Source organism: Micromonospora sp. NPDC049801 (assembly GCF_040656575.1).
Classification (GTDB): Bacteria; Actinomycetota; Actinomycetes; order Mycobacteriales; family Micromonosporaceae; genus Micromonospora.
Map to the genome: position 1 here is coordinate 185450 of NZ_JBFAMS010000007.1, position 13575 is coordinate 199024.

A 13575-nucleotide genomic window follows, 5' to 3' on the forward strand; every position below is an offset into this window, starting at 1 on the left:
CTGTTTCGTGCGGGCGGTCGGGCCGAGGCGAACGTTTGCGCCGGTCCCGCGCTCACCCAGACCCCGCCGCCGGAAAGTCCGCTCCGGGGTGGCACGATTCACTTCCCGTTCACCGGGCAGTGTTCCGGGGGATATTCGACCGCCGACGCGGGAAGGATCGTGATGGTCGAGGTTGGCGTCCCCAAGGTCAGTGTCGTGGTGCCCGCGTACAACTGCGGCCCGCACATCGAGAAGCTGGTGGCCTCGCTGCTGAGCCAGTCGCTACCAGCCGACGAGTTCGAGGCGATCTTCGTCGACGACGGGTCCACCGATGGCACGGGCGCGCGGCTGGACCGGCTGGCCGCCAAGCACCCGCACATCCAGGTGGTGCACATTGAGAACTCCGGCTGGCCGTCGCGCCCGCGCAACATCGGGATCGAGCGGGCCCGAGGCGAGTACGTGTTCTTCGCCGACGACGACGACTGGTTCGCCGACCAGGCGCTGGAACGGCTCTACGACTGCGCGAAGAAGTACGACGCGGACCTGGTGATCGGGAAGATGGCCGGGCACGGGCGCGGTGTGCCCCGGGAGCTGTTCCGCAAGAACCGCTTCGACGCCACCCTGGAGAACGCGCCGCTGATCGACAGCCTGACCTGCCACAAGCTGTTCCGCCGCGCCTTCCTCGACGAGCACAAGCTGCGGTTCCCGGAGGGCGGTAAGCGGCGGCTCGAGGACCATTCGCTCGTCGTACGCGCCTACTTCGCGTCCCGCCGCACCTGCGTGCTGTCCGACTACACCTGCTACCACCACACCCAGCGGCCCGATGCCAAGAACGTCACCGCGGCCCGGCTGGAGCCGGCGAGCTACTTCGCGAGCGTGCGCGACGCGCTCGACGTCGTCACCGCCCACACCGAGCCGGGGCCGCTGCGCGACCGGTTGCACCGGCGGTGGCTGCGCAACGAAATGCTCAACCGGCTGCGCGGCAAGCGGCTCCTGGACGCTCCCGAGGACTGGGTGGAGCAGGTCGCCGCCGAGGCCCAGAAGATCATCCAGGAGCGGTTCGCCCCCGGGGTCGCGGCTGGCCTGCCGCCGCTGCAACGAGCCGTGGCGTACCTGGTCGAGCGGGGGCGGGTCGCGGACCTGCGGCGGCTGGCCAAGTGGGAGTCGGGCATCGCCGGGAAAGCCAGGATCGACGCCCTGGAGCCGGACGAGCACGCCGTCACCGTGGGCGTGGCCGCCGAGCTGCGCAGCGCGGATCAGCCGATCGGCTTCCGCGCCGACGGCGAACGCGACGTGCTGGTGCTCCCGGTGGACGAGATCCCCTCCGACGTGCTCGACTCCACCGCGCAGGTCCGCAAGGCTCGACTGGACGTGGTCGCCCGCCGCCGGGAGACCGGTGACGAGATCTTCCTGCCGGTGAAGTTCCAGGTCGAGCGGGTCGCCACGCCCGGCGGCGCCGACACCGTCCATCTGGTGCACCGCGCCACCACCACGATCGACTTCCGAGCCCTCAACGGCGGTCGTACGCGGGGTAGCTGGCTCCTCAAGGCACGGATCACCAACGCCGGATGGACCGAGGACGCGCGGCTGCCGCTGCTCTTCATCTGCCCGGCCGACGGCGCGACGCCGAGGATCCGGGACGAGCGGAAGGCTTGGAACTGGCTGCGGTCGGCGGTGGGGCGCCGGGTCCGTCGCTGACCCGACCGCTCAGGTCGTGGAGTGGCGGCCTCGACCGATCGGCGGTCGGCTGCGAAACTGTGTGCCGTCAGCGAGTGGGGGGTGTGGATGAGCAACGGCTGGGTGCTGCCCGACGAGGTGCTCCGGGACGCGCCGGCGTACACGCCGCGTCCCGGTGAGCTCGCGGATCTGGAGCTGCTGCTGACCGGCGCGTACGCCCCCCTGACCGGCTTCATGACCCGTGCCGACCTGGTGTCGGTGAGTCGACGCGGCCGGCTGGCCGACGGCACACCGTGGCAGGTGCCGGTGACCCTGCAGGTGCCGGCCGCGCTGGCACAGGGCTTCGATCCGCGCGATGAGGCCCGCCGGGCGCTGGTGCTGACCGACGCCGAGGGCGCGCCGGCCGCCGCCCTTCAGGTGACGGACGTCTGGCCGGTGCGCGACGGCGTCGCGGGCCTGGGTGGCCCGCTCCGGCGGCTCGGCGACGGCGCCCAGGGCCCGTTCCAGCGGTTGCGGCGCAGCCCCGAGGAGGTTCGGGCGCTACTTCCCCCGGGCCGGGTGCTCGGAGTCATCGCCGACCGTCCGCTGCACCGGCCACAGCTGGCCCAGATCGCGCACGCTGCCCGTACCCTGGCCGCCCACCTGCTGGTGATGATCCCGGTCGGCGAGGGCGGTGTCGGTGGGCTCGCACCGGAGGCGCTGGTGCGTACGATCTTCGCCGCCCGCGACCGGATGCCCCCGGCCACCCTGGTTGCCGTGCCGCTGTCGCACCGCCGCGACGAGATCAGCGACGCGCTGCTGCGGGCCCGTGTCTCCGCCGCGTACGGGGTCACCCACCTGCTCTCCACCGGGGAGATGCTCTCCGGGGCGGGCCTGCGGGTGTTGGTGCCGCGCGAACTGGCGTACGACAACCGGGACGGGCAGTGGCGCTGGCGGGAGGACATTCCGCCACGTAACCGGCGTCTCGCGCTCACCCAGGAGGAGATCGAGGACCTGCTCGACCGCGGCTTCCCCCTGCCCGAGTGGCACACCCCTCCGGCGGTGGCGAAGGAGTTGGCCCGGGCTCGGCCGCCGCGCCGGCACCGGGGGCTCGTGGTGTTCCTGACCGGCCTCTCCGGCTCCGGCAAGTCCACCGTCGCCCGGGGGCTGGCGGACGCGTTGCGGGAGAACGGCGACCGGTCGGTGACCCTCCTCGACGGCGACGTGGTACGCCGCGAACTCTCCGCCGGGTTGAGCTTCAGCAAGACCGACCGGGATCTCAACGTCCGTCGGATCGGGTGGGTGGCGGCCGAGATCGCCCGGCACCACGGCATGGGTATCTGTTGCCCGATCGCTCCGTACGCGGCGGCCCGTGCGACGGCACGGGAGATGGCCCTGGCCGCCGGGGCGGGATTCGTGCTGGTGCACGTCGCGACACCGCTCGAGGTGTGCGAGCAACGGGACCGCAAGGGCCTGTACGCGCGGGCCCGCGCCGGTCTGCTGACCGGGATGACCGGCATCGACGACCCGTACGAGGAGCCGACGGACGCGGACCTGGTGCTGGACACCTCCCGCGTGAGCATCGCGGAGGCGGTGCAGGCCGTACTGGATCACCTGACCGAGACCGGCTGGGTGGAGTTGAAGATCCAGTCAGCCTGACCGTTCGCCCCGCCCCCTTTCCTTCCGCCGGTTCCGGGCACGCGCTAGTGTTCATCTTTGTTGGAACACGTTCGACCGCGTGAGAGTACGTGGACCCTGGGAGGCACGGCGGATGCTCGCACGGCAGCGGCAGTCGGCCATCCTCGATCGGGTCCGTGCCACCGGCGGTGTCCGGGTGAGCGACCTGGCGACCGAGTTCGGCGTCTCCGACATGACCATCCGGCGCGATCTGGAGGCGCTGCACGAGCGCGGCCTGCTGGCCAAGGTGCACGGCGGAGCGACCGCGGCCGGCACCAGCTCGACCGACGAGCCGGGCTTCCACGCCAAGTCCGTCCGGCAACTACCGGAGAAGGCCGCCATCGCGGACCGGGCCGCGGCGCTGGTCCGGCCCGGCGCGGCGGTCGCCCTCTCCGCCGGCACCACCACCGCCGAACTGGCCCGCCGGCTGGTGGAGGTTCCCGGCCTGACCGTGGTGACCAACTCACTGCCGGTAGCCGAGATCCTGCACGCCGGCGGTCGGTCCGACCAGACGGTGGTGCTCACCGGCGGCGTCCGGACGCCGTCGGACGCGCTGGTCGGACCGCTCGCGGTCGGGGCCGTCCGCCGGCTGCACCTCGATCTGCTCTTCCTCGGCGTCCACGGCATCACCGAGCGGGCCGGCTTCACCACCCCGAACCTGATGGAAGCCGAGATCGACCGGGCGCTGGTCGCCGCGGCGGACCAGCTGGTGGTGCTCGCCGACCACACGAAGTGGGGCACGGTCGGCATCTCCTCGATCGTCGAGCTGGCGGCAGCCCACGTACTGGTCAGCGACGAGGCGTTGCCTCCGACCGCGCGACGGGTACTCGGCGAACAGGTGGGCCAACTGATCATGGTTAAGGCGACGAGGGCGGGCCGCGCGACGCGCACGCCGACGAGTGAGGGGACGGCGCCGTGAAGCGCACCGCGATCAACCTGGCCGACGGCCGGGAACTGATCTACTTCGACGAGAACGACGACGCCGTCCGCGACCAGCCGGACCGCCGTGACCTGCCGCCGCCGCCACCCGCGTCGCAACTGCGCTACGACCCGCTGACCGACGAGTGGGTGGCGGTGGCCGTGCACCGGCAGACCCGTACGTTCCTGCCGCCCGCGAACGAGTGCCCGCTCGACCCGTCCGAGGGCGACCGGCTGACCGAGATCCCCGCACCGAACTACGACGTCGTGGTCTTCGAGAACCGGTTCCCCTCGTTGAGCGGCCGGGTCGCCGACGAGCCCGGCGAGATCACCCCGTTCACACCGGTCCGACCGGGCCAGGGGCGGTGTGAGGTGGTCTGCTTCACCTCCGACCACAACGCCTCCTTCGCCAGCCTCCCGCCGCGCCGCGTCCGCACCGTGCTGGACGCGCTCGCCGACCGGACCGAGGTGCTCGGCGAACTGCCCGGGGTGGAGCAGATCTTCTGCTTCGAGAACCGGGGTGTCGAGATCGGCGTCACGCTGCACCACCCGCACGGGCAGATCTACGCGTACCCCTTCGTGACGCCGCGCACCCGGGCGTTGCTGGCCGCGGCCCGCCGGCACGCCGAGCGCACCGGCGGAGGCAACCTGTACGCGGACGTGCTGGCCGCCGAACGCGCGGCCGGCGACCGCGTCGTCACCGAGAACGAGCACTGGACGGCGTTCGTGCCGGCGGCGGCCCGCTGGCCGTTCGAGGTGCACGTCGCACCACGGCGCGTGGTGCCGGACATCCCGGCCCTCGACGACGGCGAGCGGGACGCCTTCGGGCCGCTCTACCTGGATCTGCTGCGCCGCTTCGACGGGCTGTTCGCCATGCCGATGCCCTACATCGCGGCGTGGCACCAGGCGCCGGTGCGCATCGACCGCGAACTGGGCCACCTGCACCTTCAGCTGTTCAGCATCCGGCGGGCCAAGGACAAGCTGAAGTACCTGGCCGGTTCCGAGTCGGGGATGGGCGTCTTCATCAACGACATCTCCCCCGAACGCGCCGCCGAACTACTACGCGCCGCCTGAAGGAAGGGCACCTTATTAACGCCTCGTGTATAGGAGGGGGCCCTTCCTAACACCTGCCAGCGCGCCGGCCGCCTGCTGGAGAACAGGGCGCGGGGGGCCCGGGACAGGGCCCCCCGCAGGGAAGGGACGGCTGGCTGTGCGCGACACAGCCGGGAAGGCTGGCAGATCGGCACGCAGACCGCGGTCGACCTCGGTCAACCTTCTGGACGCGACTGGCATCTCGTCCACCCTGGTCAACGAGACGTGCCGGGCCGGGGTGACGCCGCACGCGTGTCACCCGCCGGACACAGCGGAGCCCGCCGGCGGGTGCCGACGGGCTCCGGTGCTGGTGCTGTCGAATCAGGCGGAGAGCCGGCGGGCCAGGTTCTCGTCGAGCGCGTTCATGAACTCGTCGGTGGTCAGCCACGGGGCGTCGCGCGAGATGAGCAGCGAGAGGTCCTTGGTCATCTGGCCGCCTTCGACGGTGTCGACGATGACCTGCTCCAGGGTGTTGGCGAACTCGGTGACCGCCGGGGTGCCGTCCAGCTTGCCCCGGTGGGCCAGGCCCCGGGTCCAGGCGTAGATCGACGCGATCGGGTTGGTCGAGGTCTTCTCGCCCTTCTGGTACTGCCGGTAGTGCCGGGTGACCGTGCCGTGCGCGGCCTCGGCCTCGACGGTACGGCCGTCCGGGGAGAGCAGCACCGAGGTCATCAGACCCAGCGAGCCGAAGCCCTGCGCGACAGTGTCGGACTGCACGTCACCGTCGTAGTTCTTGCAGGCCCAGACGTACCCGCCCTCCCACTTGAGCGCGGCGGCGACCATGTCGTCGATGAGCCGGTGCTCGTAGGTCAGTCCGGCGGCGTCGAACTCCGCCTTGAACTCGGACTCGAACACCTCGGCGAAGATGTCCTTGAACCGGCCGTCGTACGCCTTGAGGATGGTGTTCTTGGTCGACATGTAGACCGGGTAGTTGCGGTCCAGGCCGTACCGGAACGAGGCGCGGGCGAAGTCCCGGATCGACTCGTCGTAGTTGTACATGCCCATGGCGATGCCGCCGCCGGGGAAGTTGGCGACCTCCATCTCCATCGGCGTGCCGCCGTCGGCCGGCGTGTAGGTGATGGTCACCGTGCCCGGGCCGGGGACGACGAAGTCGGTGGCCTTGTACTGGTCACCGTGGGCGTGCCGGCCGATGATGATCGGCTTGGTCCAGCCGGGGACCAGCCGCGGCACGTTGGACATGATGATCGGCTCACGGAAGACGACGCCGCCGAGGATGTTGCGGATGGTGCCGTTGGGCGACCGCCACATCTTCTTCAGGCCGAACTCCTCGACCCGGGCCTCGTCCGGGGTGATGGTGGCGCACTTGACGCCGACGCCGTGCTCCTTGATGGCGTTGGCGGCGTCAATGGTGACCTGGTCGTCGGTCTCGTCGCGGTACTGGATCGACAGGTCGTAGTAGTGCAGGTCGACGTCGAGGTAGGGCAGGATCAGCTGCTCGCGGATCTGCTTCCAGATGATCCGGGTCATCTCGTCGCCGTCGAGCTCCACGACCGGGTTGTTTACCTTGATCTTCGCCATCGGCCGGCGCTCCTCTCGGGGGACACGTGCTCAAGCAGTACGAGCGTACTGCAATTGGGCCGGCAGCCCCCAGCCGGCCTCGGCCGACCGGTGAAACCGGGGCTGCACGGCACAGCAGTTCCCTGACACGATCGCGCGATGCCACTGAGCCGCACTCTCGGGTCTATCACGATCACCGCGCTCACCGACGGAGAGGGCGCGTTCTTCCAGCCCCGCGACGAGGTATTTCCGCACGCCACGGCCGCACACTGGGCGGAGGCCGACCGCCGCGACCCTGGTTCGGTCACCGCAGACGGGCAGTGGTGGCTGCCGTTCCGCAGCTTCGCGATCCGCTCCGGCGACGGACCGGTGACCCTGGTCGACGCCGGAATCGGCCCGACCGACGCGCCCGCCGCGAGCTGGGCGCCGGTGCCCGGCCGGCTACCCGCCGAACTGGCCGCCGCCGGCATCGACCCCACCGACGTCGACACGGTCGTACTGACCCACCTGCACAGCGACCACATCGGCTGGGCGGTCACCGGCACACCCGGCCGGCCGTACTTCCCGAACGCGAGCTACCTGCTGCAGCGCGCCGAGGTGGACGCGGCCCGGACGCTCAACCCGGGCCTGCCGGCCGGCCTGATCGCGCCGTTGCGCGCCGCCGGCCAGCTCCGGGTGGTCGACGGCGAGACAGACCTCACCCCGGGGGTACGACTGCTGTCCACCCCCGGACACACCCCCGGCCACCAGTCGGTGCTCGTGACGGTGGCCGACGAGCGCCTGCTGATCACCGGCGACCTCCTGGTCCACACGGTGCAACTGGTCGACCCCACCCTGGCGTACGCCCACGAGGAAGACCCCGACGAAGCCCGCCGTTCCCGGGAAACCACCCTGACCACGGCAAACCCCACCCTGCTGGCCACCCCCCACCTAACCACCCCCTTCACCCCCCACCCCTAACCCCGCCCAGCCAGCCCCCCGCACCCCGACCCCGCCCGCCCCGCCCCCGCCTGCCCGGCCCACCCGGCCCTCCGGCCCGATCTCCGCCTACCCGGCCGGCGACTCCCCGGCCCGCTCTCCGCCTGCCCGGCCCGCCCTCCTACCCGCCCAGCGACTGCCCGGCCCGCCCCCGTCGATCACGAAATTATTGCCTTCCCACTCGGCGTGTCCGGGCAATAACTCCATGATCGACGCGTGGATCGAGGTACGGACCCGGCGGCACCCCCGTGATCAAGAGGTTTGCGTCAGGAATCGGGGTTTTGGTGACGCGAACCTCTTGATCACCGGGTTAGGTGGGCGCAGGCCGGGATGTGGCGCGGGCGGCCGGGTGGGGGTGGCGCGGGGGTGGGAGGGAGTGCGAGAAGGGCGCGCCCCGCAGGACCCGCACCCCCGAGAAGTTCATGCAGAGGGTAACAATCAGGATATATAGCCACGCAAACGGACGAAAGCCCCNNNNCGTACGGGGGGGGGGGGGGGGGGGGGGGGGGGGGGGGGGGGGGGGGGGGGGGGGGGGGGGTGGGGCGGCGGGGCGCGCCGGCTTGGCCGGCGCGCCCTTCGTCGTGCTGCTGGTGGATCACATGCTGGAGATGTCGCCCTGCTTCGCGCGGACGGCCTCGGCCGCCTCGAGGAGGCTCGCGCGCTCGTCGGCGTCCAGGTCGGTCTCGACGACCCGACGGACACCCTCGGCGCCGATCTCGGCCTCGACGCCCAGGTAGACGCCGGAGATGCCGTACTCGCCGTCGACCCAGGCGCAGACCGGCATGACGTCGCCGGAGTCCTCGGCCACGGCCTTCGCCATGCGGGCCGCGGCGGCGGACGGGGCGTAGTACGCCGAACCCGTCTTGAGCAGCGCGACGACCTCGGCCCCACCGTTGCGGGTCTTGACGACCAGCTCCTCGATCTGCTCGGCCGGCATCGCGTCGCGCAGCGGCTTGCCGTTGACGGTGCTCTGCGACGGCACCGGCACCATGGTGTCGCCGTGCGAGCCAAGGGTGAGGGTGCGTACGGACGCCACGGGCACGTTCAACGCCTCGGCGACGAAGTTGCTGAACCGCGCGGTGTCGAGCATGCCGGCCTGGCCGAGGACCCGGTTCTTGGGGAACTGGGTGGCGATCTGCGCCAGGGCGGTCATCTCGTCCAGCGGGTTGGAGACGACGATGACAACGGCGCTCGGGGCGTACTTGGCGACGTTCTCGGCGACCTGGCGGACGATCTTGGCGTTGGTCTCCAGGAGGTCCATCCGGCTCATGCCCGGCTTGCGGGGCAGACCGGCGGTGATGACGACGACGTCGGAGCCCTCGATGGCCTCGTAGCCCTCACCGTTCGGGCCGGTGGTCACGCCGACGACCTTGGTCTCGAAGCCCTCGATGGCCCGCGACTGGTTGAGGTCGAGCGCGAGGCCCGCGGGCTTGCCCTCCACGATGTCGGTGATCACTACGGTGTCGAAGACGTCGTACTCGGCCAGGCGCTGTGCGGTGGTGGAGCCGTAGAAACCAGCCCCGACGACAGTGACCTTCTTACCCATGGTCGTCCCACTCCCTGATACCAGTCGGTTTTCCGGACCGTATCAGCCATCCTGGCACCGATCGGGCCAGGGGCGGAGGGTTACCGCCTTGTCGGGTTAGGAAGGGCCCCTTTACATGCACCAGGCGCTAATAAGGTGCCCTTCCTTACACCTCAGCCGCGTTCGGCGCGCTCCACCACGTTGGTCAGCAACATGGCGCGGGTCATCGGGCCGACACCGCCGGGCATCGGGACGAGCGCGCCGGCCGTCTCGGCCACCTCCGGGTCGACATCCCCGGTGTAGCGGCCCTTGCCGTCCGGGCCGATCACCCGCGTGATGCCGACGTCCACGACCACCGCGCCGGGGTTGATCATGTCGGCGGTCAGCAGTCCGGGTACGCCGGCCGCGACGATGACGATGTCGGCGGCGCGGGTGTGCGAGGCGAGGTCGAGGGTGCCGGTGTGGCAGAGGGTCACGGTGGCGTTCTCGCTACGACGGGTGAGCAGCAGGCCAAGCGGGCGGCCGACGGTGTTGCCCCGGCCGACCACGGCCACGGTGGCGCCCCGTAGCGCCACGTCGTGGCGGCGGAGCAGCTCGACGATGCCACGCGGGGTGCAGGGCAGCGGACCGTCGTAGCCGAGGACCAGGCGACCCAGGTTGACCGGGTGCAGGCCGTCGGCGTCCTTGTCCGGGTCGATCAGCTCCAGCACCCGCTGGGTGTCCAGGTGGGCGGGCAGCGGCAGCTGGACGATGTAGCCGTGGCACGCCGGGTCGGCGTTCAGCTCGGCGATTACGTCGTCGACCTGCTGCTGGGTGGCGTCGGCCGGCAGCTCCCGGCGGATCGAGGCGATGCCCACCTCGGCGCAGTCGCGGTGCTTGCCGTTGACGTACGCCTGGCTTCCCGGGTCGGCCCCGACCAGGACCGTGCCCAGCCCGGGGATGATGCCGCGCTCCGCGAGCGCCTTCACCCGTGTCCGCAGCTCGTCCTTGATCTCCGCTGCGGTCGCCTTGCCGTCCAGAACCGTCGCCGTCACGACCAGATCGTCTCATGTCCGGCACCTGCCGTTCCCGGGACCTCGCTCCGGCCGACCGCCGAGGCCCCGATCACACACCCATCGGTAACGAAGAGTCACGTGCCGTTCATCACTATCAGTGACTGCCTGTGGAACTGGTCACCGTCGAAACGGGCGGCGGCGGTGCGCGTGGGCGACACCGGACGACTCGCCACGGAGCGCCGAATTCGTTTCACCAGAGCACGGAAGATCTCCGCTTCACCGGCGAATTCCCAGTTCATGGCCGCCTGTCCGGTCTGGGGTAGCACGCGCTAGGTCCGCACGCAAGCAGGTGCGACTGGAACCGTTACCCGCCCGCGACCCAGCCGTTGTCGACAGGCGGTAAGCCGACCTACCGTTACCGCCTGTTGCGCAGCGTAAACCCAGCGTCGGGCATGACTGCGCAGCGTGAGGAGATGAGGAGGCTCAATGCGAGTTCGTAGACTCGCTGCCTGGACCGCCCTCCCGCTCGCGGTGACGCTGGGCCTCGCGGCCTGCGGCAGCGGCGGAGACGGCGGATCCGGTGGCAACGGCAGTTCGGCCGTCAGCATCCAGATCGGCGAGCCGAAGCACCTGGTTCCCACCAACACCACGGAGACGTCCGGCTCTCAGGTCATCGCCGGCCTGTTCAGCCCGCTCGTCGACTATGACGCCCAGAACAAGCCGTACGAGGTGGCTGCCCAGTCGATCACCTCGTCCGACAACAAGGTCTGGACGATCAAGCTCAAGGACGGCTACACCTTCCACAACGGTGAGAAGGTCACGTCCCAGAACTACATCAACGCGTGGAACTACGGCGCGTACGCCCCCAACGGCCAGGACACCAACCCCTTCTTCGAGAAGATCGCTGGTTACGCCGACCTGCAGGGCAAGGAGCCGAAGGCCAAGGAGATGTCCGGCCTGAAGAAGGTCGACGACCTCACCTTCACCGTGACGCTCTCCGACCCGTACATCGACTTCCGCACGACGCTGGGCTACAACGCGTTCTTCCCGATGCCGGACGCCGCGTTCTCGGCGCCGGGCGTGCTCAAGGACTCCTACGAGCAGGCTCCGATCGGGCAGGGCCCCTTCAAGATGAAGGGCACCTGGCAGCACGACAGCAAGATCGAGGTCGAGCGGTACGACGCGTTCCCGGGCGAGAAGCCCAAGGTCAAGAACGTGGAGTTCCGGATCTACCAGCAGCTCACCGCGGCGTACGCGGACGTCCTGGCGGACAACCTGGACGTGCTGCCGACGATCCCGACCGAGAGCCTGAGCACCGCGCCGACCGACCTGGGCGACCGGTACCAGACCAGCCCGATGTCGTCGTTCCAGTTCCTGGCGTTCCCGACGTTCGACAAGGACTACAGCAACCCGGACGTCCGCAAGGCCATCTCGATGGCGATCGACCGTGACGAGATCACCAAGTCGGTCTTCAAGGGCTCGCAGACGTCGGCGCGCTCCTTCGTCTCGCCGGTCCTGCCGGGCTACCGCGAGAACACCACCGGCACGGCGGGCGAGTTCAACCCGACCGAGGCCAAGAAGCTCTACCAGGCCGCCGGCGGTCCCGCGAAGATCGTCATCTCGTACAACGGCGACGGCGGTCACAAGGACTGGGTCGACGCCACGGTCAACCAGCTCAAGGCCAACCTGGGTGTGGACGCGGTCGGCGTGGCCGAGCCGAAGTTCGCCGACCTGCTGACCAAGGTCGAGAAGAAGACGCCGGTGGGTGCCTTCCGGATGGGTTGGGTCATGGACTACCCGACCATGGAGGACTACCTCGGCCCGCTGTACAGCACGAACGGCTCGTCGAACTACTACGGCTACAGCAACAAGGATTTCGACAGGCTGGTCAAGGAGGGTGCCGCCGCCAAGACGCAGGACGAGGCGATCGCCAAGTACCAGCAGGCGGAGGACATCCTGGCCAAGGACATGCCGGTGATCCCGCTGCGCTTCGGCCAGAACGTGTTCGGCTACTCGTCCAAGGTCAAGAACGTGCAGATGGACCTGTTCCAGCGGGTCAACCTCGTCAAGATCGAAGCAGCCAACTGAGCTGAGCAGGGTGCGGGCCACCCGGGCGACGAAGCCCGGGTGGCCCGGTCTGCACCACCGGGGCCGGGCCGCAGCAGCGGACCCGGCGTCGGTGGCGCCGGCTCCCCCGGGCCGGACGGCACGTTCCGGATATTTCGGGTACGACCAGAGATGCCGTCCTGCGACCCTTTCGCACATTTCCGGAGAGACTGCTAAGCATGTTCCGCTACATCCTGCGGCGCCTACTGCAGATGGTCCTCGCCTTCTTCGGGACCACCCTGATCGTCTACGCGCTGACATTCGCCGGGCAGGGCGACCCGATCCAGGCGCTCGCCGGCGAACGGCCGGTGACGCCAGCGCAACGGGCCTACCTGACCGAGAAGTACCACCTCGACGCCACCGGCGTCGGCGGGTTCTTCTACCGCTACTTCGACTACGTCAAGAACCTGCTCCAGGGCAACCTGGGCGAGTCACTCACCGGTCGGAACATCGGTGACATCCTCCAGTCGGCCTGGCCGGTCACCGTGCGGCTCGCGCTCATCGCACTCGCCGTGGCGATCATCTTCGGCGTCACCGCCGGGGTGCTCGCCGGCATCCGCCGGGCCAGCATCTTCGACAACTCGACGCTCGTGCTGACCCTCCTGGTGCTCGGCATCCCGACGATCGTGCTGGCGCCCCTGGCGCAGTATCTGCTGGGCGTCAAGTGGCAGCTCTTCCCGCCCACCGCCGGCTCCGACCCGACCTTCTACGCGCTGCTGCTGCCGGGCATCGTGCTCGGCTCGCTCTCGCTGGCCACCGCCCTGCGACTCACCCGGGCCTCGGTGGCGGAGAACCTGCGCGCGGACTACGTCCGGACCGCTCGGTCCAAGGGCCTGGTCAAGCGGCGCATCGTCGTCGTCCACGTGCTGCGCAACTCACTGATCCCGGTGGTCACCTTCCTCGGTGTGGAACTGGGCAACCTGATGAGCGGCGCGATCATCACCGAGGGCGTCTTCAACATCCCCGGCGTCGGCTTCAACCTCTTCCGCGGCATCCGCACCGAGGACGGCCCCCTGGTGGTGGGCATCGTCAGCGTGCTGGTCGTGGTCTACCTGGTCTCGAACCTGGTGGTGGACGTCCTGTACGCCGTACTCGACCCGAGGATCCGCTATGAGTGAGCGCAGCGAGGTG

11 protein-coding genes are annotated in these 13575 nt (G+C 70.0%); 7 read left to right on the forward strand and 4 right to left on the reverse strand.

The genetic code is table 11. The features are described from left to right. Nucleotides 1-162 precede the first annotated feature (162 nt). From AB0I89_RS15410 to galT, 4 genes are all read left to right on the forward strand, one after another. Nucleotides 163-1677: a glycosyltransferase gene (locus tag AB0I89_RS15410; RefSeq protein ID WP_357126194.1), complete on the forward strand. Its 1515-nt coding sequence runs from the start codon at nucleotides 163-165 to the stop codon at nucleotides 1675-1677. An 87-nt stretch (nucleotides 1678-1764) separates the two neighbouring features. After that, the gene (gene cysC / locus AB0I89_RS15415; RefSeq protein ID WP_357126197.1) at nucleotides 1765-3294 is read left to right on the forward strand and encodes an adenylyl-sulfate kinase; all 1530 of its coding nucleotides are present in this window, start codon (nucleotides 1765-1767) and stop codon (nucleotides 3292-3294) included. 112 nt (nucleotides 3295-3406) lie between these two features. Then, on the forward strand, nucleotides 3407-4231 hold the full coding sequence (locus AB0I89_RS15420) for a DeoR/GlpR family DNA-binding transcription regulator (protein WP_357126574.1): 825 nt from the start codon (nucleotides 3407-3409) through the stop codon (nucleotides 4229-4231). Continuing rightward, nucleotides 4228-5304 carry a galactose-1-phosphate uridylyltransferase gene (gene galT / locus AB0I89_RS15425; protein ID WP_357126201.1) on the forward strand — a complete coding sequence of 359 codons (1077 nt, stop codon included), beginning with the start codon at nucleotides 4228-4230 and terminating at the stop codon, nucleotides 5302-5304. The genes AB0I89_RS15420 and galT overlap by 4 nt, the downstream gene beginning before the upstream one ends. Before the next feature lie 339 nt (nucleotides 5305-5643). Here the strand turns inward: galT and AB0I89_RS15430 are convergent, their stop codons facing one another. Then, nucleotides 5644-6861, reverse strand: coding sequence for an NADP-dependent isocitrate dehydrogenase (locus AB0I89_RS15430; protein ID WP_357126204.1), 1218 nt, complete (start codon nucleotides 6859-6861; stop codon nucleotides 5644-5646). 138 nt (nucleotides 6862-6999) lie between these two features. On the opposite strand from AB0I89_RS15430, the gene AB0I89_RS15435 reads away from it, so the two are divergent. Continuing rightward, entirely contained in the window at nucleotides 7000-7800 is an 801-nt protein-coding gene (locus AB0I89_RS15435) for an MBL fold metallo-hydrolase (protein WP_357126207.1), read from the forward strand. 613 nt (nucleotides 7801-8413) lie between these two features. Here the strand turns inward: AB0I89_RS15435 and AB0I89_RS15440 are convergent. The 3 genes from AB0I89_RS15440 to AB0I89_RS15450 form a co-directional block, all read right to left on the reverse strand. Next, nucleotides 8414-9364, reverse strand: coding sequence for a malate dehydrogenase (locus AB0I89_RS15440; RefSeq protein ID WP_357126210.1), 951 nt, complete (start codon nucleotides 9362-9364; stop codon nucleotides 8414-8416). Nucleotides 9365-9516: 152 nt separating this feature from the next. After that, complete coding sequence (locus AB0I89_RS15445) at nucleotides 9517-10377, reverse strand: bifunctional methylenetetrahydrofolate dehydrogenase/methenyltetrahydrofolate cyclohydrolase (protein WP_357126212.1); 861 nt, start codon at nucleotides 10375-10377, stop codon at nucleotides 9517-9519. A gap of 95 nt (nucleotides 10378-10472) precedes the next feature. Beyond that, on the reverse strand, nucleotides 10473-10637 hold the full coding sequence (locus AB0I89_RS15450; RefSeq protein ID WP_357126215.1) for a hypothetical protein: 165 nt from the start codon (nucleotides 10635-10637) through the stop codon (nucleotides 10473-10475). A gap of 187 nt (nucleotides 10638-10824) precedes the next feature. Between AB0I89_RS15450 and AB0I89_RS15455 the strand changes: the two genes are divergently transcribed. Beyond that, a complete protein-coding gene (locus tag AB0I89_RS15455; protein WP_357126218.1) occupies nucleotides 10825-12426 on the forward strand; it encodes an ABC transporter substrate-binding protein in 1602 nt (533 codons plus the stop codon). A 197-nt stretch (nucleotides 12427-12623) separates the two neighbouring features. After that, nucleotides 12624-13562: an ABC transporter permease gene (locus AB0I89_RS15460; RefSeq protein ID WP_355050654.1), complete on the forward strand. Its 939-nt coding sequence runs from the start codon at nucleotides 12624-12626 to the stop codon at nucleotides 13560-13562. The last annotated feature ends 13 nt before the right edge of the window (nucleotides 13563-13575 follow it).